The sequence below is a fragment of the Sphingosinithalassobacter tenebrarum genome, from assembly GCF_011057975.1.
Classification (GTDB): domain Bacteria; phylum Pseudomonadota; class Alphaproteobacteria; order Sphingomonadales; family Sphingomonadaceae; genus Sphingomonas; species Sphingomonas tenebrarum.
The window spans coordinates 3,677,544-3,697,507 of the sequence record NZ_CP049109.1 but is presented as its reverse complement, the minus strand read 5'-3'; the positions used below and the strand labels follow the sequence as shown (position 1 = coordinate 3,697,507).

The 19,964-nt window shown below is 64.6% G+C and carries 20 protein-coding genes; 5 read left to right on the top strand and 15 right to left on the bottom strand.

The features are described from left to right. Positions 1-48 precede the first annotated feature (48 nt). Together G5C33_RS18350 and G5C33_RS18345 are read right to left on the bottom strand one after the other, a co-directional pair. The gene (locus G5C33_RS18350; protein ID WP_165328472.1) at positions 49-1,905 is read right to left on the bottom strand and encodes a flavin-containing monooxygenase; all 1,857 of its coding nucleotides are present in this window, start codon (positions 1,903-1,905) and stop codon (positions 49-51) included. Between the two features lie 149 nt (positions 1,906-2,054). After that, positions 2,055-2,963 carry a LysR family transcriptional regulator gene (locus tag G5C33_RS18345; RefSeq protein WP_165328471.1) on the bottom strand — a complete coding sequence of 303 codons (909 nt, stop codon included), beginning with the start codon at positions 2,961-2,963 and terminating at the stop codon, positions 2,055-2,057. 111 nt (positions 2,964-3,074) lie between these two features. Between G5C33_RS18345 and G5C33_RS18340 the strand changes: the two genes are divergently transcribed. Continuing rightward, the gene (locus G5C33_RS18340; protein ID WP_165328470.1) at positions 3,075-3,785 is read left to right on the top strand and encodes a pirin family protein; all 711 of its coding nucleotides are present in this window, start codon (positions 3,075-3,077) and stop codon (positions 3,783-3,785) included. A gap of 146 nt (positions 3,786-3,931) precedes the next feature. Here the strand turns inward: G5C33_RS18340 and G5C33_RS18335 are convergent, their stop codons facing one another. From G5C33_RS18335 to hemN, 4 genes are all read right to left on the bottom strand, one after another. Beyond that, positions 3,932-4,096 (bottom strand): hypothetical protein, encoded by a 165-nt coding sequence (locus tag G5C33_RS18335; protein ID WP_165328469.1) that lies wholly within the window; start codon positions 4,094-4,096, stop codon positions 3,932-3,934. Between the two features lie 262 nt (positions 4,097-4,358). Beyond that, the gene (locus G5C33_RS18330) at positions 4,359-5,030 is read right to left on the bottom strand and encodes a Crp/Fnr family transcriptional regulator (RefSeq protein WP_165328468.1); all 672 of its coding nucleotides are present in this window, start codon (positions 5,028-5,030) and stop codon (positions 4,359-4,361) included. A 68-nt stretch (positions 5,031-5,098) separates the two neighbouring features. Then, positions 5,099-5,332, bottom strand: a complete 234-nt coding sequence (locus tag G5C33_RS18325; RefSeq protein WP_165328467.1) for a hypothetical protein — start codon at positions 5,330-5,332, stop codon at positions 5,099-5,101. A gap of 25 nt (positions 5,333-5,357) precedes the next feature. Further along, positions 5,358-6,680, bottom strand: a complete 1,323-nt coding sequence (hemN, locus tag G5C33_RS18320) for an oxygen-independent coproporphyrinogen III oxidase (RefSeq protein ID WP_165328466.1) — start codon at positions 6,678-6,680, stop codon at positions 5,358-5,360. 129 nt (positions 6,681-6,809) lie between these two features. Here hemN and G5C33_RS18315 point away from each other — a divergent pair, with 129 nt between their 5' ends. Beyond that, complete coding sequence (locus G5C33_RS18315) at positions 6,810-7,481, top strand: OmpW/AlkL family protein (RefSeq protein WP_165328465.1); 672 nt, start codon at positions 6,810-6,812, stop codon at positions 7,479-7,481. 149 nt (positions 7,482-7,630) lie between these two features. Continuing rightward, complete coding sequence (locus G5C33_RS18310; protein ID WP_206518592.1) at positions 7,631-8,143, top strand: hypothetical protein; 513 nt, start codon at positions 7,631-7,633, stop codon at positions 8,141-8,143. A gap of 47 nt (positions 8,144-8,190) precedes the next feature. On the opposite strand, the gene ccoS is transcribed toward G5C33_RS18310, so the two are convergent. From ccoS to G5C33_RS18265, 9 genes are all read right to left on the bottom strand, one after another. Continuing rightward, positions 8,191-8,352 carry a cbb3-type cytochrome oxidase assembly protein CcoS gene (gene ccoS, locus G5C33_RS18305; protein WP_165328463.1) on the bottom strand — a complete coding sequence of 54 codons (162 nt, stop codon included), beginning with the start codon at positions 8,350-8,352 and terminating at the stop codon, positions 8,191-8,193. Beyond that, positions 8,349-10,481 carry a heavy metal translocating P-type ATPase gene (locus G5C33_RS18300; RefSeq protein ID WP_228275130.1) on the bottom strand — a complete coding sequence of 711 codons (2,133 nt, stop codon included), beginning with the start codon at positions 10,479-10,481 and terminating at the stop codon, positions 8,349-8,351. The genes ccoS and G5C33_RS18300 overlap by 4 nt, the downstream gene beginning before the upstream one ends. Next, positions 10,478-10,939 carry a FixH family protein gene (locus tag G5C33_RS18295; RefSeq protein ID WP_165328462.1) on the bottom strand — a complete coding sequence of 154 codons (462 nt, stop codon included), beginning with the start codon at positions 10,937-10,939 and terminating at the stop codon, positions 10,478-10,480. Before G5C33_RS18295 ends, G5C33_RS18300 begins: the two co-directional genes overlap by 4 nt. Next, complete coding sequence (gene ccoG / locus G5C33_RS18290) at positions 10,936-12,414, bottom strand: cytochrome c oxidase accessory protein CcoG (protein ID WP_165328940.1); 1,479 nt, start codon at positions 12,412-12,414, stop codon at positions 10,936-10,938. The genes G5C33_RS18295 and ccoG overlap by 4 nt, the downstream gene beginning before the upstream one ends. Further along, entirely contained in the window at positions 12,398-13,339 is a 942-nt protein-coding gene (ccoP, locus tag G5C33_RS18285; protein WP_165328461.1) for a cytochrome-c oxidase, cbb3-type subunit III, read from the bottom strand. Before ccoP ends, ccoG begins: the two co-directional genes overlap by 17 nt. Continuing rightward, positions 13,332-13,493: a cbb3-type cytochrome oxidase subunit 3 gene (locus tag G5C33_RS18280; RefSeq protein ID WP_165328460.1), complete on the bottom strand. Its 162-nt coding sequence runs from the start codon at positions 13,491-13,493 to the stop codon at positions 13,332-13,334. The genes ccoP and G5C33_RS18280 overlap by 8 nt, the downstream gene beginning before the upstream one ends. Further along, positions 13,490-14,224 (bottom strand): cytochrome-c oxidase, cbb3-type subunit II, encoded by a 735-nt coding sequence (gene ccoO / locus G5C33_RS18275; protein WP_165328459.1) that lies wholly within the window; start codon positions 14,222-14,224, stop codon positions 13,490-13,492. The genes G5C33_RS18280 and ccoO overlap by 4 nt, the downstream gene beginning before the upstream one ends. A 10-nt stretch (positions 14,225-14,234) precedes the next feature. Next, positions 14,235-15,896 carry a cytochrome-c oxidase, cbb3-type subunit I gene (gene ccoN, locus G5C33_RS18270; RefSeq protein WP_165328458.1) on the bottom strand — a complete coding sequence of 554 codons (1,662 nt, stop codon included), beginning with the start codon at positions 15,894-15,896 and terminating at the stop codon, positions 14,235-14,237. 134 nt (positions 15,897-16,030) lie between these two features. After that, positions 16,031-16,663, bottom strand: coding sequence for a helix-turn-helix domain-containing protein (locus tag G5C33_RS18265; RefSeq protein ID WP_165328457.1), 633 nt, complete (start codon positions 16,661-16,663; stop codon positions 16,031-16,033). 172 nt (positions 16,664-16,835) lie between these two features. Between G5C33_RS18265 and G5C33_RS18260 the strand changes: the two genes are divergently transcribed. Then, a complete protein-coding gene (locus G5C33_RS18260) occupies positions 16,836-18,794 on the top strand; it encodes a serine hydrolase domain-containing protein (RefSeq protein WP_228275129.1) in 1,959 nt (652 codons plus the stop codon). Positions 18,795-18,801: 7 nt separating this feature from the next. After that, the gene (locus tag G5C33_RS18255; RefSeq protein ID WP_165328455.1) at positions 18,802-19,812 is read left to right on the top strand and encodes a dipeptide epimerase; all 1,011 of its coding nucleotides are present in this window, start codon (positions 18,802-18,804) and stop codon (positions 19,810-19,812) included. Positions 19,813-19,964 lie beyond the last annotated feature (152 nt).

The window sequence follows — 19,964 nt, the reverse complement described above, 5'->3', positions numbered from 1 at the left end:
GCGGGAAGGCGCGACCGGCGTCTGGCACGCCGCGCCGCGCCCGCACGCTTATTCGGCGGCCTGCAATTGGGGGTCGCTGGTGAGTTCGAGACCGGCGAGTTCGCCTTCGTTGCGCCAGGCGGCGATCATGTCCTCGAAGGCGTAATAGCCTTCGCCCCACGGTTCGCCGAAGATGAAGCGCTTCTTGGTCTGGTCGCCTTCGTTGTTGAAGTAGCTCGGCGTGCATTCGTTGACGAATTCCGAGTTGTCGACCGCCACCGAGCGCAGGTGCCGGATATAGGCGTCCTGCGCTTCCTGCGTCGGCTCGACCGTCACTGCGCCGCGCTTGAGCGCTTCGCTGGCGATATAGCCGATGTGGCGCCCCTGATCGATGAAGGTCTTCGAATTGGTCGCGTTCGCCCCGGCCTGCGTGAAGCCGGTGAAGAACATGTTGGGGAAATTATGCGCCATCATCCCCTGGAAGGTCTGAAAGCCCTCGCGCCAATAGTCGTAGATCGACAGGCCGTCGCGTCCTTCGATCCGGTCGATGCCCCAGCGGCGATCGAGATCGTTGGTCACTTCGTATCCCGAAGCGAAGATCATGCAGTCGATTTCATATTCCTTGCCGTTGGCGACGAAGCCCTTCTCGGTCATCCGCTCGACACCCTGTGTCGCGGCGACGTCGATCAGTTCGACGTTCGGGCGATTGAAGGTCGGATAATAATCGTCGTTCGAGCAGGGTCGCTTGCACAGGAAGCGGTAATAGGGCTTGAGTGCCTCGGCAGTGTTGGGATCGTCGACGATTTCCTCGCAGCGCTGGCGCAGCCGTTCCATCACGCGATAATCGACCACTTCGCGCCGCGCGGCATATTCCTCGGGAGTCGTTTCGGGCCAGCCTTCGGCCTCCAGCTCGGCGGCGACATTGCGGCTGATCTCGGTCCAGATGTCCTGGATCATGTCGGGTTCGCCGGGCGCCAGTCGCTCCATCGCGGCGTGGTGGAAGTTGCGGATGCGCTCTTCCTGCCAGCCGGGCTTTTGCGAATTATACCATTCGGGGTCGGTCGGCCGGTTGTCGCGCGCATCGACCGAAGAGGGCGTGCGCTGGATGACATAGACCTGCTTGGCGTACTTGCCGAGATAGGGGACGACCTGCACTGCGGTGGCGCCGGTGCCGACGATCGCGACCTTCTTGTCCTTGAGCTTGCTCAGCACCGGATTGCGCCATTCGCCCCCGGTATAGTCATAATCCCAGCGCGCGGTGTGAAAGAGCTTGCCCTTGAAGCTATCGATGCCGGGAATGCCGGGCAGCTTGGGCTTGTTGAGCGGGCCCATCGCCAGCACCACGAACCGCGCCTTGATGTCGTCGCCGCGATTGGTGCCGACATGCCAGCGATTGATTTCGGGGTCCCAGCGCAGTTCCTTGATCAGCGTGTGGAACAGGGCGTGGGGATAGAGGTCAAAGGTTTCGGCGATGATCCGGCAGTGATTCTGGATCTCGTAGCCGTCGCAGAATTTCTTCGACGGCATGTAGCCGGTCTCTTCGAGCAGCGGCATGTAGCAGAGCGCGTCATTGTCGCACTGGATGCCGGGATAGCGATTCCAATACCAGGTGCCGCCGAAATCGCCGCCGTGATCGACATTGTAGAAATCGGTGAAACCGGCCTTTTTCAGCTCGGTCGCGACCATCATGCCGCAGTAGCCCGCGCCGAGGATGACGACGTCGGTCTCGCCGGTGATCGCCTTGCGCGGGATCACTGGGTTGTACGGGTCTTCCTCATATATCTTTGCCCATTTGCCGCTGGTTTCGACATATTGGTCGTTGTGATCCTTCTTGATCCGGCGGTCGCGCTCTTCCAGATATCTGGCGTGCAGCACGTCGATCTGCTCGCGCGTGACGTGCGGGCAATCGCTGGGGGTCAAAGGCATATCAGGCTCTCCCGTCTGTTTTAATCAACAGTGGTGTTGATTAGTGACTCGGAAGCCGCCTTCGGGAATTGACCTTCGTCAAACGGGGCTAACGCTACGGCGATGGGCGCGGGCGGTAGAAAATGCTGCGCAGCATTCTCCGGGACGCGCTAACGCATCGGATCGTGCTTTCCTGCGGCGACGAACTGGTCGCGCAGCCAGCAGGCCGCCGGGCCGGGCGGCGAATCGCGGCGGTGGATCGCGTGGAAGCGATAGGCGCCGGCGGGCTCCTCGGGCATCGCCAGCCGCACCAGCGATCCGTCGATCAGATCGGGCTCGATCATCGGCAGCGGCATGTTGCCCCAGCCGACGCCCTGTCGCAGCAGCGCATGCTTCGCGCCGAGATCGGCGAGCCGCCAGCTGCGCGGGCTTAGCACCGCGAAATCCTGCCCCTCGGTCAGCGGGGAGCGATCGGTGAGGACGAGCTGGATATGCTCGCGTGCGGCGCCGGGCGGGATGGCGTGGAGCCGCGCTAGCGGATGATCGGGCGCGGCGACCGGCACCATCGCCACCGATCCCGCCGCGACGGTCTGCACGCCCTCATGCCCGACCGCGAGCGGCCCACTGATCCCGATCCCGGCGGTGCGATCGAGCACCAAAGCGGTGACCGCGCCGAGCGCCTCGACATGCAGCCGCAGCGTCACGGTGGGGAAGGCGGCGCGAAATTCGCGCAGCACGCGGCCGAGGCATTCGCTGGGCAGCATCACGTCGACCGCCATGCTGACTTCGGCCTCCAGCCCTTCGAGCAGCCCCTTCACCCGCGCGCGCAGTCCGTCCATCCCCTCGGCGACGCTGCGTGCCTCGGCGAGGACGGCCTTGCCCGCTTCGGTGAGGCGCGGGGTGCGGCTGCCCTCGCGATCGAACAGCGTGACGCCGAGCTGCGCTTCGAGATTGGCGATGCCGTAGCTGATCACCGAGACGGCGCGATTTAGCGCGCGCCCGGCCGCGCCGAAACTGCCCGTCTCGACCACTGCCAGAAAGGTGCGCAACTGATCATAGGTGGGCGTGCCGGGTTCCAATGTTCAACTTTCTTGAACAGATCAGATGACTTTATCTCACTGTTTCGAATGCTGGCCAAGCCCTAGATCGTAGCCAACCGATGCATCCCTGCATCGCAAGGGAGACCCAGGATGATCGAACTGCGAACCTTTGAAAGCCTCGGCGGCGCCAATCACGGCTGGCTCCACGCGAAGCATCATTTCTCCTTCGCGGGCTATCACGATCCCGCGCGTGTCCATTGGGGCAATCTGCGCGTGTGGAACGACGATACGATCCAGCCGAACACCGGCTTTCCGCCGCATCCGCATCGCGACATGGAGATCATCACCTATGTCCGTCAGGGTGCGATCACACATCAGGACAGCCTGGGCAATACGGGTCGCACCGAGGCGGGCGACGTCCAGGTGATGAGCGCGGGCACCGGCATCCGGCACAGCGAATATAACATGGAAGACGAAGTCACGCGCATCTTCCAGATCTGGATCATCCCGACGCGCGAGGGTGGGGAGCCCGCCTGGGGCGCCAAGCCCTTTCCCAGGGGCGAGCGGGCCGGGCAGTTCGTCGTGCTCGCCAGTGGCTATGACGGCGATGGCGACGCGCTGCCGATCCGCACCGACGCGCGCGTCGTCGGCGCGACGCTGAAGGCCGGCGAGACCGCCGAATATCGGCTGGGCAGCGAGCGCAAGGCCTATCTCGTCCCCGCCACGGGTGCGGTCGAACTCGCCGATGCCGGCGGCGCGGTGCGCGTGAACGCCCGTGACGGCGCGGCGATAGCGGAACTCGAAACGCTGCGCGTTACTGCGATCGAGGACAGCGAAATCGTCCTTGTCGACGCCGCCTGAAGTCGTCGGGCCGCCGGACCGGAACTCCTGGTCCGGCGGCTTCCTTTCGCTGTTTTGCAGATTTTGACGCGCGTCAAAGCTTGTCGCGGCAAGCGACCCTATCAGGATGCAATGGCATTTCGCCCGGAGGATTCATGATGCCGCCGTCAAATACCCCCCGGCTGTCGTCGGCCGATCTCGATATCGACCACCAGGTTCAGGAAGCCTTGTGCCACGATCTCGAGGACATTGCCGACGCGCTGCCGCAATTGCCGACGCCGGCCAAGGTGCGCCGCCTGGCCGAGCGGATCGAGCGTGTCGTCGACGAACATTTTCCGCGCGCCGAACGGGTGCTCGCCGAACTGCCCGAGGGCCGGCGGCTAACCGAGCGCGAGTTGCGCAGGTTGCGCAGTATGCACACGATGGATGCGGTCCATGCAGAGGATCTGGTCGATGTGCTGTGGGCGCGCGTATGCGATCGTCCGATCGGCAGCCAGACCGACCTAGCCTATATGCTCCGCTGCTTTTTCGACGGGTGTCGCCGCGCGATCGCGTACAAGGAATCGCTGCTCGACCGCCGCTGTCGCCAGCGCGTCAGTCGGGATCGGCTATCAGCTCCAGCCGCTCGCGAGAAAGCACCGTGCAGCAACGGTCGCCTTTCGCCATCGCAATCACCCCGTCTTTTCGCAGCCGGGTAAGCTGGCGGCTGACGGTTTCGATGGTGAGGCCCAGATAGTCGGCCATTTCGCCGCGGCTGATCGGCAGGTCGATTTCGGCAGGGCCGTCTTCATGGTCCGGCCGGGTGCGGTCGAGCACTTCGAGCAGGAAGCTGGCGATGCGCTCGGCGGCGTTCTTGCGCCCGAGCGAAAGAATGCGCTGCTGCGCGCCGCCCAGCGATTCCATCGTCTGCTGGAGCAGCCTGCGCTCCATCGTGCGATGCTCGCCAAGCGTGCGTTCGAACGGACCGCGCGGGAAGAGGCAGAGATCGGTCTCGCCGACCGCAGTCACGGTTAGAGTCGCGTCTTCGGCAAAGGGATGGCCGACGAAATCTCCGGGATAGAGCAGGCCGACAATCTGTTCGCGCCCGTCGGGCGTCGAGGCCGTCACCTTGACGGCGCCCGCGACGACATTGGCGCAAACCGAATTGGGATCGCCCGACCATGCAACGACCTGCCCGGTGGGAAAGGTCTTGCGGCGGGCAATGCTGCTCAGCGCGTGGAGCTCATTGTCCTGCATCGCTCCGCAGAGCGAGCTATCGCGGATCATGCACTCGGCGCAGCGGGACGGGATCGTTTCCATGCGCCCGATATTGCGCGCAGGGCGAAACGAGTCAGTTAGGGATTTCCCGGATCGCCGTCGGTGCCGTCACTGGCTTCGTCGCCCGGATCGTCGCTGCGGCTGCAGGCGGCGTGACAGGCGCCGGGGCAGTCCGGCGATCGCTTTCGTTCCTTCTTCAGCGGAATGCGGATCGCACTGTTGGTTCCGCAAACGCCGATGCTCAGCGCGTCACCGCCCGAAGCCAGCGCAGGCTGAAGCGGCAGCAGCGCAGTCATTGCAGCTGCCGCCAATGCGGTTTTCCCTGCCCAGCGTTGGTCAGACAGCACTGCTGAAACGTACTCCGCTATTGTGCCGATAGGGATCGAGCGTCGCCGCCACGGCACGGGCATAGGGAAGCGATGCGGGCGCCAATGTCAACCGCGTGCCGGCCCAGCTCACCAGATTGCGTTCGGCAAAGGGGGCCAACCGCTCGCGGATCTCGGCAAGATCGGGCAGGCCCGCCAGATCGGTCGCGCCGGCGCACAGCAGCCGTTCGATCGCACGGCCGCGCTGTGCGTCGGTGGCGCTGCGCCGCAACCCGCGCGCGGTCGCCAGCGATCCGTTGCCGACGCGCAGATGCCAGCGCCCGGCATTCTTCTCATTCTGCAGCAGCGCACCGGGGAAGGCGCTGATCGCCGACGCGCCGAGGCCGATCAGGATATCCGACTGATCTTCGGTGAAGCCCTGGAAATTGCGGCGCAGCGTTCCTTCGCGCGCGGCAGTGGCAAGCGTGTCGCCAGGCAGGGCGAAATGATCGAATCCGACCGCCTGATACCCAGCGGCGGTCAGTTGCCCGTGCGCCTGGATCGCCTGATCGAATCGCGCCGATGCATCGGGCAGCGCGCTGGAATCGATCCGGCGCTGGCGCGGCAACAGGTGCGGCACATGGGCATAGCCGAACACCGCCAGCCGGTCCGGTTGCAGGGCGATTGCCTGATCGATGCTGTCCGCCAGTATCTCGGCCGACTGGCCGGGAAGGCCGTACATCAAGTCGAAATTGAGCGAATCGATGCCCGCGCCGCGCAACAGCGAAACGGTGCGCGCGATATGTTCTGCCGGTTGAACGCGGCCGATCGCCGCCTGAATGTCGGGCGCGAAGGTCTGCACGCCCAGGCTGGCGCGCGTGACGCCCTGGCGCCACATCGCCTCGGCCCAGGGGGCGTCGAAGCCGCGCGGATCGATTTCGATCGAGACGATCGCGTCGTTGCAGGCAAAGGCATCGCGCACGCGGCGCATCACCAGCTCGAACTGTTCGGGCGAAAGCGCGTTGGGGCTGCCGCCGCCCAGTGCGATCCGGGCGACTCTGCCGTTTCCGCGCAGATGGTGCGCGACGAGGTCGATTTCCTCGGTCAGCCGCTGAACATAGGCGGAAAGCCGGCCCGAACGGTTCGCCGCGCCGGTGTTGCACCCGCAATACCAGCAGATTTCATGGCAATAGGGGATGTGCAGATAGAGCGAGAGCGGCGCGTCGACTTCGACCGCTGCCAGCGTGCTTGCAAGGTCGGCCGGGCCGACGGCGTCGCCGAACTCGGCGGCGGTCGGAAAGCTCGTATAGCGCGGGACCGGAGTCGCCAGCAGTTCGGGGTGATAGCTCCACATGCCACATCCCTATCAAACCGCATATTTTTGCGTTTTGACGCCGGTCAAGCCTGCGTTTGAGCAGAAACAAGGACGCCGAATCACTCCCGGTTCAAAAGCTGCTCACCGATTTGAATACGGAGTAGTGAAATGAAAGGGTTGATTCCGGCTTCGCTGTTGGCGGCCACCGTTCTTGTCGCGCCGGCTGCGGCGCAGGATACGGGTATTGCGGCCGGCGACGTTCTGCTGCGGGTACGCGGCATCGTTGTTGCCCCGAACGAGGATTCGAGCAGCATCATGCCGGCCTTTCCCGGCGAAGGGGTCTCGGTCGACAATTCGGTCATGCCCGAAATCGACTTCACCTATATGGCGACCGACAATATCGGCTTCGAGCTGATCGCTTCGACCACGAAGCACAGCGCCAGCGGTGTTACCGGAACGACCGGCTCGCTGGGCGAGCTGGCTTCGACCTGGGTGCTGCCGCCGACGCTGACCGCGCAGTATCACTTCAATCCGAAGGGTGCGATCCGTCCCTATGTCGGTGCGGGTGTCAACTATACCATCTTCTGGAACGAAGAAGCCTCGGACAGCCTGGAAGCGGCGGTCGGCCCGACGACGGTGAAGATGGACGACAGCTTCGGCTGGGCAGTGCAGGCCGGCATCGACATCGACATCACGCCGACGGTCTTTCTCAACCTCGATGTGAAGTACATCGACATGGATACGACCGCGCACATCGATACCACTGCGGCCGGCATGCAGAATGTCGATATCGACCTCGATCCGCTGGTGTTCGGCATCGGCGTCGGCATTCGCCTGTAATGGCGAAAACGGGGGGAGGAGCGGAGCCTCCCCCCGCTCTCCTCAAGAGCTCTCTCCCCTCGGGCCGGTGCAAACCGGCCCGTTTTGTTTGTGCGCGAAAGGTGGATGACGGCGTTGCAAAAACAAGGGGAACTGGTGACATTCCGGCAATGCCTGCATTTGCATCACGCATTCTCGCCTGCCTTTTCCCGCTTCTGCTGGGTAGCTGCTCCTATAGCTATTCGCTGAAGGCGGTGGCGATCGAAGGCCGGCTGGCCTTTGTCGTCGACTCTACCTCATCGCGGGGGGCGTCCTGTATCAGGAGCATTGAGGTGTCGGTTGACGATGATGGGCCAAAAGCACAGCCAGAGCCGGGAGACGATGTTGCACTGGTCACCCGAGGCGGTGTTTACTGGTGGGACTTCAGGGCTGTCGGCACGTGTGAGAATGATTTTCCGGTCTATTATGGTGCACCGTTGAAAGGGCCGCCCGCTAGGGAGAGTATCGGTCAGGTGAAGCCCAAGCCACTCAAGCGCGGCGTCTTGTATCAGGTCACAACAACAGGCTCCGGATCGGGCTCGGGTAGCGGCTGGTTTCGGATATCGCCGGACGGCCGGATAGAGAGTTACGTTGACGATCCGACGCCGCCGATACGCGACGACAACGGCTATGTATCAGCGTAGGCGACGCGTCCGAATGAGACGCTAGCGTCGCCAACGAATATGCCGTCTCACTCTCGGGTGTCGGGCTTGTCCTCGTCGTCGATCAGGATCCGCATCGCCGCGCCGTCGAGATCGTCGAATTGCCCGCTCTTCGCGGCCCAGAAAAAGGCGCCGATGCCCGACAGGCCGAGCAGCAGCGCGACCGGGATCAGGATAGCGAGCCCGTTCATCGCGCCGCTCCGCGCAGTCGCAGCGCATTGGCGACGACGATCAGCGACGAGCCCGACATCGCCGCGGCGGCGATCAGCGGCGTGACAAACCCCGCCATCGCCAGCGGGACCGCGAACAGGTTGTAGATCACCGCCATCGCGAAATTCTGCTTCACCACCGCCATCGTGCGCCGCGCGGCGGCGATCGCCATCGGCACGGGCGCCAGGCCGTCGCCCAGGAAGACGATGTCCGCCGCCTGCCGCCCGACATCGGTAGCGCTCGACGGTGCCATCGAAACCGACGCGGCGCGCAGCGCGGGCCCGTCATTCAGCCCGTCGCCGACCATCAGCACATGGTGTCCGCTTTCTTCCAGCGCGCGGATCGCGGCGACCTTGTCCTCCGGGCGCATCCGCGCCCTGCCTTCGATGCCCAGCCGGTCGGCAAGCCGCGCGACCGGATCGGCCGCGTCGCCTGAGATCATGGTGCAACCGATGCCCAGCCGCTGCATCCGCGCCAGCGCCGCGACGGTATCGGGGCGCGGCTGATCTTCGGTAACGATATGGTGGACGGGCCCGTCGCCCAGCCGGAAACTGGTGCCGCTGCCGTCATGCCCGCTGCTGCCGACCCAGTCGGGACGGCCGAGCATCGCTTTCCGCCCGGCAACGATGCCGCACACCCCCTTGCCGGGCACTTCCTGCAGCGCGCTGGCCTCTGCCGCATCGATGCTGTCGCCCAGTGTGCAGACGATCGCGCGCGAGGCGGGGTGGTTGCTGGTGCGGGCAAGCGCGAGCAGCGCGGCGCGCTCGGTCGCGTCTTCGGGCATCCCGGCGGTCACCAGCGGGCGGCCGATCGTGATCGTCCCGGTCTTGTCGAAAATCGCGGCATCGGCGCGCGCCAGCCGCTCGAGCCCCGATCCGTCCTTGACCATGATGCCCTTGCGCATCATCGCGCCGGTGACGACGACCTGCGAAATCGGCACGGCGAGGCCCAGCGCGCAGGGGCAGGTGATGATCAGCACCGCGATCGCAGTGGTGATCGAGGCATGGAGGCCCATGCCCGCGATCATCCATCCCGCAAAGGTCAGCAGCGCGAGCGAATGAACCGCGGGCGCATAGAGGCGCGCGGCGCGATCGGCGATCCGGGTGTAACGCGACTTGCCCTGTCCCGCGCTTTCCATCAGCCGCGCGATTTCGGCGATGGTGGTGTCGTTGCCGACGCCGGTGATCTTCACGGTCAGCGGCGCCGAAAGATTGATCGTGCCGGCCAGCACCTCGCTGCCCTCAACCACGGGTTCGGCGTCGCTTTCGCCGGTGACGAGCGAGCGATCGACATCGCTTTCCCCCGAAAGGACGACGCCGTCGGCGGCGATCCGCTCGCCCGCGGCGACCAGCAGCTTCATGTTGGGCGCCAGTTCGTCGATCGCGCGGCGGCTGGTGGTGCCGTCCTTGCCGAGCACCAGTGCATCGTTGGGCAGGCGGCGGAGCAGCGCGGTAATGCCGTCCTGCGCCTTTTGCCGCATCACGCTGTCGAGGAAGCGACCGCCGAGCAGAAAGAAGAGCAGCATCAGCGCGCCGTCGAAATAGGCGTGGATGCCCCCGGTCGCGGTTTCATAGACGCTCAGCGCCAGCGCCAGCACGACGCCGATCGAAATGGGCACGTCCATATTGGTGCGGCCGCGCTTCAGCGCGCTCCACGCGCTCTTGAAAAAGGTCTGCCCCGAATAGGCGGCGGCAGGCAGCGCGATCAGCGCCGAGATCCAGTGGAACATGCCGCGCGTCGCACCGTCGGCGCCGGACCAGACCGACACCGAGAGCAGCATCACGTTCATCGCGGCGAAGCCCGCCACGGCGAGCGCGAGCACCAGCTTGCGGCTCTCGTCGGTGAAGCCGGCGGGGCGCTCGTTCTGCGCCTCATGCGCTTCGAAACCGAGCGCGCGGATTCGCTCGGCGATCGCTTCGGGGTCGATTTCGGAAAGATGCGCGACGCGGACCTGGCGCGTCGTGAAGTTGACGCGGGCAGTGGCGATGTCGTTGTCGGCCGCCAGTCCGTGCTCGATCTTGGCGATACAGCCGGCGCAGCGCATCCCTTCGACCGCGAAGGTGGACGTCGTCAGCGGCTCAGGCCGGCGCGCTGCTGCCGGTGCATTCAAATCCGCACCTCTTCGTCGAAATAGGCGCGGTCGCCCGCGGCATCGATGGCGATGCGCAACTGCCAGCGTCCCGCCGGCAGCTTGTGATCGGTTTCATAGACGCCTTCGGCGCCGTTCCAGCGCATGTCGAACCGGCGCTCCTCGGCATGGCCGAAGGGGTGGCTGGCCTTCACCGTCACGTCGGCGCCCGTGATCGTTTCGCCCGCGCGCTGCAGCAGCACGACCAGCGTACCGTCCGCGGCAACCAGAGGGGCGGCTTTCCAGCCCGCGGCCGCCTGTTTGCGGCCGGCATCGATCCATTTGTTGTAGTGCTGGCTGGCGACATAGGGGTTTTCGACCGTGACACCGCCAAAGCCGCGGATCGCGCTGGTCGCCATGATCACGTTGACGGCGATGATGACGCCGAACATCACAAACATGACTCCCAGCATGTGCCAGCCGGTAAAGCGTTTGATCATCGCGACCCCTCCGGGCGTTCGAAAAAGCTCTCGTCGCTCGCGCTGGCGCCGTCCTGATCGAGCGCGCGCACGGTAAAGACGACATCGGTGCGCTGCGGTCCGGCACCCGGTGCGGCAACGAAAAGCTGAGTCTTCGCCACCTTGTCGGCAGGCACCTCGAGCCGTACCGCCTGCGCCGCGTCGTCGCGGCTGCCGCGATCGTTCCACAGCACTGCGTCGATGCCGTCAACCGTGATTTCCACGGTGCGCGGGCGTGCCTCCATATTGCGGATCTTGAGCGTATAGGTGTTGCGGATGCTGCCGTCGGCAAGCTGGACCCAGAGCGGATTGCGCGTCTGGAGCACGTCGATACCGATCCGGGCGCGATTGCCCAGCACGAACAACATGCCCAGTCCCACGCCGCACCACAGCAGGAAATAGATCAGCGTGCGCGGGCGCAGCAGGCGCTTCTTCGCCGAAACGGGTTCCTTGCCTTGCTTGATCAGCGCCTCGTCTGCGGCGGTGGCATAGCCGATCAGCTTGGGCTCGCGACCGACCTTGGCCATGATTTCGTCGCACGCGTCGATGCACAGGCCGCAGGTGATGCAGCCGATTTGCGGCCCTTCGCGAATGTCGATGCCGGTCGGGCACACCGCGACACAGGCGTTGCAGTCGATACAGTCGCCCACTTTCTCGCCTTCGGCGAGGTCGGTCAGCGGCTGCGCATGCGCGCGCTTCAGGCCGTGGGTGCGCGGCTCGCCGCGCCAGTATTTATAAGTAACGCCGAGTGACTTCTCGTCCATCATCGCGCCCTGGATGCGCGGCCAGGGGCACATATAGATGCACACCTGCTCGCGCATGAACCCGCCGAGCGTGAAGGTGGTGAAGGTTAGGATGCCGACCGCGGCATAGGCCGCGAACGGCGCCGTGCCGTGGATGAAATCCATGAACAGCGTCGGCGCGTCGGCGAAATACCAGATCCAGGCGCCGCCCGTTGCGGCGGCGATATAGAGCCAGATCGCGTATTTCAGGCCGCGCTTGCCGATCTTCTTCGCGCCCCAGGGCGCCTTGTCGAGGCGGATCTGCGCGTTGCGATCGCCTTCGACCAGCCGTTCGACATGGACGAACAGGTCGGTCCACACAGTTTGCGGGCAGGCATAGCCGCACCACGCGCGGCCGACCGCCGAAGTGACGAGGAACAGCCCGATCGCGGCCATCACCAGCAGGCCGACGACATAATAGAATTCGTTCGGCCAGATCTCGATCGAGAACATGTAGAAGCGGCGGTTCGCCAGGTCGATCAGCACTGCCTGATCGGGGGCGTAGGGCCCCCGATCCCAGCGCAGCCACGGCGTGACGTAATAGATCGTCAGCGTCACGGCCATGATGACCCATTTCAGGCGACGGTAGGTCCCGTTCACCTTGCGCGGGAAAACCTTTTTCCGCGCTTCGAAGAACTGCTGCTTCTCTCCGGTCAGGTCACTCGGCGACGACATTGCCTTCACTTTCATCGGGCGCCGGCGCGGTTTCGGCCTCCGGCACCGGCGATGCTTCGCCGCCGCCCAGCGAATGGACATAGGCTGCCAGCATCTTGATCGTCACCGGATCCAGGCGGTCGCCCCAGGCCGGCATGATGCCGTAGCGCGAATTGTGAATGGTATCGGTGATCGTGTTGCGATCGCCGCCATAGAGCCAGATGGCGTCGGTCAGGTTCGGAGCGCCGAACTGACGATCGCCCTTGGCGTCGGCACCGTGGCAGACCGCGCAGTTGTTTTCGAACAGCGGGCGGCCGCGCTGCGCCGATTCGCTGGCCGGTTCCTGCCCGGATACGAAGCGGACATAGGAGACCAGGTCCTTGATCTCGTCGGAGCTGAGCAGTCCGTCGCGGCCGAATGCCGGCATCTGCGACATGCGGGTTTCGTCATGGCCCGGCTGGCGGATACCGTCGATCAGCGTCTTTTCGATCGCGGCGATATCACCGCCCCACAGCCAGTTGTCGTCGTTCAGATTGGGGTAGCCCTTGCTGCCCGCGGCCCCCGATCCGTGGCACTGGACGCAATTGACGAGAAACGCCGAACGCCCGCCCTGAATCGCGGTTTCGAGGAGTTCTGGCTTGCCCAGCAGCTTTTCGACCGGTGTGACGGCGAGCGCCGCCATCACCGGCGCGCGTTCGGCGCGATCCTCGGCAAGCTGCTCTTCGAGCTGCCCGTGACTGGTCCAGCCGAGCACGCCGGCAGTGGCGCGGTCGATCATCGGCCAGGCCGGATAGAGGATCGTGTAGACGATCGCGAAGACCACGGTGGCGTAGAAGATGATCAGCCACCAGCGCGGCATCGGCGTATCGAGTTCCTCGATGCCGTCCCATTCATGCCCGACGGTTTGCGTGCCGGTCGGTTCGTCGATGCGCTTCTTGTCAGCCATTGTCGTTCTCGTCTTCGAAAATGCTATTGGCGGCGCGGCGGTTCGCCTCGCGGTTACGCGGCAGGAAGGCCCAGCCGATCAGCGACAGGAAGAGCACGGTCATGATGACCAGCCCCCAGCTGTCGGCGAATTCGCGCAGAAGGTGATAGTTCATTCGGCGACCTCCTGCGGAATGGCGGTCTCGAAATCGACTTGCGTGCCGAGGCCCTGGAGATAGGCGACGAGCGCGTCCATCTCGGTCAGGCGCGTCGGATCGCCGTCGAAGTCGCGCGACTGGGCCTTGGGATAGCGCGCCGTGACGGCGGCGGTATCACCTTCGCCGCTGCCCTGCGCGATTGCGTCGGCTTCGGCATTTTCGATCGCTTCGTCGGTATAGGGAACGCCCACCCGGCGCAGCGCCACCAGATGCTCGCCAAGGCCTTCGACGTCGAGGTCGCGTTTCGCGAGGAAGCCGTATTTGGGCATGATCGATTCGGGCACCACCGATTGCGGATCGGCGAGATGCTGGACGTGCCATTCATCCGAATAGCGCCCGCCGACGCGCGCCAAGTCCGGCCCGGTGCGCTCGGACCCCCATTGGAAGGGATGGTCGTACATGCTTTCGGCCGCCAGGCTGTAATGGCCGTAACGCTCCTTCTCGTCGGGGAAGGGGCGGACCATCTGGCTGTGGCAGCCATAACAGCCTTCGCGCATGTAGATGTTGCGCCCCGCGAGTTCCAGCGGCGTATAGGGCCGCACGCCCTCGACATGGGCGACCGTCGACTGGATCCAGAACAACGGCGCGATTTCCACGATGCCGCCGATGGCGACGGTGACGAGCGCTGCGACACCCAGCAGCGTGACGTTGCGCTCGAGCTTTTTGTGCTTTTCTGCCCAGTTGGCCATTTTTCTATCCTTACTCGGCGGCTGCGACGTTGGCGGCGGGAGCCGGCAGCGGACGGTCCTTGGCGGGGTCAAAGGCGGCGTCGGTCAGCGGAGCTTCGTCGCGAAGCTTGCCGGCGATCGTCATCCAGACGTTCCAGACCATGACCAGGGCGCCACCCAGATAGAGCAGCCCGCCGGCCCAGCGGATCAGATAATAGGGGTGCAGCGCAGCCACGACTTCCACGAAGGAATAGACGAGGTAGCCATTGTCCCCATATTCGCGCCACATCAGGCCCTGGGTGATGCCGGCGACCCACATCGATGCCGCGTAGAGCACGATGCCGAGCGTCGAGAGCCAGAAGTGCCAGTTGACCATGCGCAGCGAATAGAGCCGCTGACGGCCCCACAGGCGCGGCACCATGTAGTAGATGGCACCGAAGGTGATCATGCCGTTCCAGCCCAGTGCGCCCGAATGGACGTGGCCGATGGTCCAGTTGGTATAGTGCGACAGCGAGTTGACTTCCTTGATCGACATCATCGGGCCTTCGAAGGTCGACATGCCGTAGAAGGCGAGCGCGAACACCATCATGCGGATGATCGGATCGGTGCGGATCTTGTCCCAGGCGCCGTTGAGCGTCATCAGGCCGTTGATCATGCCGCCCCAGCTGGGCATCCACAGCATCACCGAGAACACCATGCCGAGCGTCTGCGCCCAGTCGGGCAGCGCGGTATAGTGGAGGTGGTGCGGACCGGCCCAGATGTAGAGGAAGATCAGCGACCAGAAGTGCACGATCGACAGCCGATAGCTGTACACCGGGCGCTCGGCCTGCTTGGGCACGAAATAGTACATCATGCCCAGGAAGCCGGCGGTCAGGAAGAAACCGACCGCGTTATGCCCGTACCACCACTGGGTCAGCGCGTCCTGGACGCCCGAAAAGGCGGCGTAGGATTTGGAACCGAGCAGCGACACCGGCATCGACAGGTTGTTGACCAGGTGCAGCATCGCGATCGTGATGATGAACGCGAGGTAGAACCAGTTGGCGACATAGATGTGCGGTTCGGCGCGGCGGAACAGCGTGCCCGCGAAGACCACCAGATACGCGACCCAGACGATGGTCAGCCAGATGTCGACATACCATTCGGGCTCGGCATATTCGCGGCCCTCGGTGACGCCCATCAGATAGCCGGTCGCGGCCAGCACGATGAACAGCTGGTACCCCCAGAAGACGAAACGGGCGAGCCCCGGCAGGAACAGCGTCGCGCGGCAGGTGCGCTGGACAATGTAGAAGCTCGTCGCGATCAGCGCGTTGCCGCCGAAGGCGAAGATCACCGCCGAAGTGTGCAGCGGGCGCAGGCGGCCGAAATTGAGATAGGGTTCGAGATTGAGCCAGGGGAAAGTGAGCTGCGCGGCGATGAAAACGCCGACCAGAAAGCCGACGACGCCCCAGAAGACCGTCGCGATCGTGCCCCAGCGAATGACCTCGTCATAATAGACGTCGCGTCGCTTGTCGGCGACGGCGCGCTTCTCCTCGCTGCCGATACGGCCGATACTCACCCATGCCGCGATCAACGCCGCGATGGCGAATATGCCCATATGCACGGCAAACGCCCCGTCGACGGCCATCGCAGACGCGCCGAGGCACACAAATGCGAGCAGCGTCAAGCCACCCGCGCGGAATACGGTGTCGTCCATTCCCACCCCGTTCAATAACTTTGGATACCGCCTATGGTTGGAAGGTCTGCCTATACCATTGATCGACGTCAAATCCGCCATAGGGGATTATCCCAAGGCGGATTTCGAGAACGGGAAAGCCGGGGTTGGCGGCCTCAGGCGGCGACTTCGCCGTGCAGGCTCATCAGCGAATCCATCAGCCCTTCATCGGGGCTGGAACAGACGCCGAGCACCAGCGCCTCGTCACATCCCGGCGCCACCAGATAGGCATGGCCCATTGAGCTGTCGATATAGATCGATTCGCCCGGGCCCAGCTCGACGCTGTCATAAAACTCGGTGTGGACGACGATCCGCCCCTCGACGACGTAGATCAGTTCCTCGCCGTGATGGCGAACCAGATCGCCGAATTCCTCGGTGCTGCGCGCGCGAATCCGCGTGAGAATCGGAATCATCCGCTTCCGGCGCAGGTCGGTGCACAGATAGTGATAGTCGTAATTGTCGGTTTCGACGCGAAACGCCTTTTCCAGGCTGCCGATGCTGCGCCGCGCGGTTACTCTCGGCGGCTCGGCCGCCTGCTGGTCCTCGGCGAACAGATCGGACATGCGCATGTTCAGCCGGCGGCTGAGCTGCTGCAGCTTGTCATAGGTCAGCGTCAGCCGGTCATGTTCGACCTTCGACAGCGTCGAGACCGGGATGCCGCTCTGCGCGCTCATTTCCTTGAGCGTCCAGCCGCGTTTGGCGCGGATTCCGCGCAGCACCGCGCCCAGAGTCGGCTGGTCGCTGCTCATTCGGCTCGCTCCCCGAGTTGCCGTCGATTTGACAATTTTCCAATCAGGATCATTATGTCCTTATCCGGCTAAGCCTGTCGCGATTCAGGTTAGGCCTAACCGGCGTTGCGTGCAACTGCGCCGAAACGAAAAAAGGGGGTTTGCAATGCGACTAGTGCGGAAGTTCCTGGCCGTGGCAGCCTTGCTGGCATTCGCGCCGCTGGCCGCGCAGGGCCCGGCGCCCCAGGCGGCGGTGCCGGCGGACCAAGTCGGCGCGGCATCTGCTCCCACCCCCGCGCCCGGCGATGGCGGCCATGCGCTGACGCGTGAGGATCTTTCCGCCTGGCTCGACGGAATGATGCCCTATGCGCTGGCCCGAGGCGAGATTGCCGGCGCGGTGGTCACTGTGGTTCAGGGCGATACGATCCTGTTCGAGCGCGGCTATGGCTATGCCGACGTCGCGCAGCGCGAGCCGGTTTCCCCTGAAGACACGCTGTTCCGCCCCGGCTCGGTTTCCAAGCTCTTCACCTGGACCGCTGTGATGCAGCTGGTCGAGGCGGGAAAGATCGATCTCGACACCGATGTGAACAGCTATCTCGATTTCGAGATTCCGCCCCTCGACGGGCAGCCGATCACGATGCGCCAGATCATGACGCACAGCGCCGGGTTCGAGGAAAGCCTGCGCCACCTGATCGGCGATGATCCCGAAACGGTGATGCCCCTTTCCGAATATGTGCGGAAGGGGCGCACCGAACGGGTATTCGCGCCGGGCACGACGCCGGCCTATTCCAACTATGCCACGGCGCTGGCGGGCTATGTCGTCGAGCGCCTCTCGGGCATGCCCTTCGACGATTATGTCGAACAGCGCATCTTCGCGCCGCTGGGCATGGAGCATTCCAGCTTTCGCCAGCCGCTGCCCGAATCGCTCGCGGCGCAGATGTCCAAGGGCTATGAACTGGCGACCGGGCCGGCCAAGCCCTATGAAATCGTCTATCCCGCGCCGGCGGGCAGCCTTGCCTCGACCGGCGAGGACATGGCGCAGTTCATGATCGCGCATCTCAACGGCGGCGGGCCGCTGATGTCGCCGCAGACGACGGCGATGATGCATGATTATCGCGCGCCGGGTATCGACAATCTCAACCGCATGGCGCTCGGCTTCTACGAGCAACGAGTCAACGGTCATCGCGCGATCGGGCATGGCGGCGATACCGGCTATTTCCACTCCTATCTCTGGCTGTTCCCCGAAGCGAAGATCGGCATCTTCTTCTCGATGAACAGTCAGGGCACGCCGGGCAGTTCGCTGGCGGTGCGCGGCGCATTGTTTCACCAGTTCGCCGATCGCTATCTGCCCGGGCCCGAGCCCGAAGGACGGGTCGACGAAGCCACCGCACGCGAACATGCGGCGATGATGGCGGGCAATTATTCGAGCAGCCGCGGGCCGGTCCGCAATTTCCTGAGCATTCTCGACCTGCTCGGACAGGCCACGGTCGCCGTCGATGAAGACGGCAAGCTGGTGGTGCCGGGCGTGCCGAGCCTGGGCGATCAGCCGCGTAATTGGGAGGAAGTCGAACCCTTTGTCTGGGTCGACCGGGCGACCGGCGAGCGGCTTTCGGCTGAAGTGAAGGACGGCAGGGTCACGCGGTTCAGCAGCGACATGTTCTCGCCCTTCACCGTGCTTACCCGCACGCCCTGGCAGTATAATGCAGCCTGGCTGCTGCCGGCGCTGATGCTCGCGCTCGGCATTGTCGCGATCACGGCCGTCGCATGGCCGTGGGCGGCGGTGGCGCGGCGGCGCTACGGCGCGTCGCTTCCGCTCGAAGGGCATGCCCGGCTTTCCTATCGGCTCAGCCGCGGTTTCGCCTGGCTCGCGCTTGTCGCGATGCTTGGCTGGGTGCTGCTGGTGACCAGCATGATGAGCGACCTCAATTCGCTCGGCGGCGCGCTCGACTGGGCGCTCTACCTGCTCCAGTTCCTGACGCCGATCGCGCTGTTCGGGCTGCTCGGGCTGTCGCTCTGGTATGGCTGGACGGTGTGGACCGGCGGGCGCAAATGGGGCGCCAAGCTGTGGAGCGTGCTGCTTGTCCTGGCGGCCTTCCTGCTGCTCTATGTCGGGCTTGCCTATCACCTGATCGGCTTCGGCACGCGGTATTGAGGGCGCGATGACCAGCCGAAGGACACTCGACGTCCGCGTGGAGCGCTTTCCCTATGCCAAGCCCTTCCGCATCACCGGACATGTCTTCACCGAAACCGCGGTGGTGGTGGCAGAGATCGCGGAAGGGCCGCATCGCGGGCGCGGCGAAGCGGCGGGCGCCTATTATCTGAACGACGACATCGAAACGATGACGGCGGCGATCGAACGCGTTCGCGGCGCGATCGAGACCGGGGCCGACCGTGCCGGGCTGCAGCAGTTGCTGCCCCCGTGCGGCGGGCGCAACGCGCTCGATTGCGCGCTGTGGGAACTGGAGGCGCAGCAGCGCGGCCGACCGGTATGGCAATTGGCGGACCTGCCCGAGCCGAGGCCGCTGCGCACCACCATCACCATCGGTGCCGACGAGCCGCGCGTCATGGCCGATGCCGCGACGGCGCTGGCCGATGCCACGACACTCAAGCTCAAGCTTACCGGCGAGGCGGCGCTCGATGCCTCGCGCGTGGCTGCGGTGCGGGCCGCGCGGCCTGATTGCTGGATCGGAGTCGATGCCAATCAGGGCTATGCGGCCGAGGCGTTGCCGGCATTGTTCGCGACATTGGAGCGGCATGGAGTCGCCCTGCTCGAACAGCCGCTGGCGCGCGGCGATGAAGCCGGACTGGACGGCGTCAAGCGTGCCATTCCCGTCGCAGCGGACGAAAGCGCCTTGTCGCTTGCCGAAATAGACGGGCTGGTCGGCCGGTTCGACATGGTCAACATCAAGCTCGACAAATGCGGCGGCCTTACCGAAGGCATCGCGATCGCGCGGCGCGCCCGTGCGCTCGGGCTCGGCGTGATGGTCGGCAACATGATGGGGTCGAGCCTGTCGATGGCGCCGTCTTTCCTGCTTGGGCAACTCTGCAGCGTCGTCGATCTCGACGGGCCGACCTTTCTTGCGCGCGATCGCGAGCCGGGCGTGTGCTACCGGGACGGGAACATCCATTGTCCGGCGGAAATCTGGGGGTTCCCGAGGTCTTGCGCGTAATTCTCTGTTGGGGTTGACAGTTCTCTGATTAGGACAATAGTCTCCAAATTGAAATTATCGTGACACGGAGTCGAAGCGGCGGGGACGCAATCCCGCAGCATGCGATGCGCCGATGGGCGCGGGCGTGACCGGCCCGGTTCGGCCCGGCTCCG

Bases quoted from the DNA above. Each gene is read 5' to 3' on its own strand.
- G5C33_RS18330 (WP_165328468.1), bottom strand. From the start codon at position 5,030: ATGATCCGCGATAGCTCGCTCTGCGGAGCGATGCAGGACAATGAGCTC.
- G5C33_RS18255 (WP_165328455.1), top strand. From the start codon at position 18,802: ATGACCAGCCGAAGGACACTCGACGTCCGCGTGGAGCGCTTTCCCTAT.
- hemN (WP_165328466.1), bottom strand. From the start codon at position 6,680: ATGTGGAGCTATCACCCCGAACTGCTGGCGACTCCGGTCCCGCGCTAT.
- ccoP (WP_165328461.1), bottom strand. From the start codon at position 13,339: ATGGCTGACAAGAAGCGCATCGACGAACCGACCGGCACGCAAACCGTC.
- G5C33_RS18315 (WP_165328465.1), top strand. From the start codon at position 6,810: ATGAAAGGGTTGATTCCGGCTTCGCTGTTGGCGGCCACCGTTCTTGTC.
- G5C33_RS18340 (WP_165328470.1), top strand. From the start codon at position 3,075: ATGATCGAACTGCGAACCTTTGAAAGCCTCGGCGGCGCCAATCACGGC.
- G5C33_RS18350 (WP_165328472.1), bottom strand. From the start codon at position 1,905: ATGCCTTTGACCCCCAGCGATTGCCCGCACGTCACGCGCGAGCAGATC.
- G5C33_RS18265 (WP_165328457.1), bottom strand. From the start codon at position 16,663: ATGAGCAGCGACCAGCCGACTCTGGGCGCGGTGCTGCGCGGAATCCGC.
- ccoN (WP_165328458.1), bottom strand. From the start codon at position 15,896: ATGGACGACACCGTATTCCGCGCGGGTGGCTTGACGCTGCTCGCATTT.
- ccoG (WP_165328940.1), bottom strand. From the start codon at position 12,414: ATGTCGTCGCCGAGTGACCTGACCGGAGAGAAGCAGCAGTTCTTCGAA.
- ccoS (WP_165328463.1), bottom strand. From the start codon at position 8,352: ATGAACGGGCTCGCTATCCTGATCCCGGTCGCGCTGCTGCTCGGCCTG.
- ccoO (WP_165328459.1), bottom strand. From the start codon at position 14,224: ATGGCCAACTGGGCAGAAAAGCACAAAAAGCTCGAGCGCAACGTCACG.
- G5C33_RS18310 (WP_206518592.1), top strand. From the start codon at position 7,631: ATGCCTGCATTTGCATCACGCATTCTCGCCTGCCTTTTCCCGCTTCTG.
- G5C33_RS18280 (WP_165328460.1), bottom strand. From the start codon at position 13,493: ATGAACTATCACCTTCTGCGCGAATTCGCCGACAGCTGGGGGCTGGTC.
- G5C33_RS18295 (WP_165328462.1), bottom strand. From the start codon at position 10,939: ATGATCAAACGCTTTACCGGCTGGCACATGCTGGGAGTCATGTTTGTG.
- G5C33_RS18335 (WP_165328469.1), bottom strand. From the start codon at position 4,096: ATGTTCGTCGACGACACGCTCGATCCGCTCGGCCAGGCGGCGCACCTT.